Annotated in this window: 1 pseudogene; it reads right to left on the reverse strand. The window is 62.2% G+C overall.

The annotated features are described in order from the left end of the window. A pseudogene (locus tag AAEZ08_RS23600) lies at positions 1-209 on the reverse strand (IS21 family transposase); the annotation flags it as partial.

The raw sequence follows: 209 nt of genomic DNA on the forward strand, positions 1-209 counted from the left end.
GCCTGCGACGCCTTGCCCTGTCCCCCTCGCCAGGCACGGATAAACGCGGTGAGCTGGCTGTAGCCACCGTCATAACCTTCGGCTTTGATTTGCGCCAACAGCGCCTTGGCACTGCGCTGCTGTTGCTTGGGCCGCAGCGAATCGGCTTTTAGCGCCTGCTCCAGCGTGGCGTGAAAAGGGCTGAGTTTGTTGAAGATCGCGCGGCGTTG

The sequence above is a fragment of the Pseudomonas sp. E45-MNA-CIBAN-0222 genome, assembly GCF_040310405.1.
GTDB classification, from domain to species: Bacteria; Pseudomonadota; Gammaproteobacteria; order Pseudomonadales; family Pseudomonadaceae; genus Stutzerimonas; species Stutzerimonas stutzeri_AC.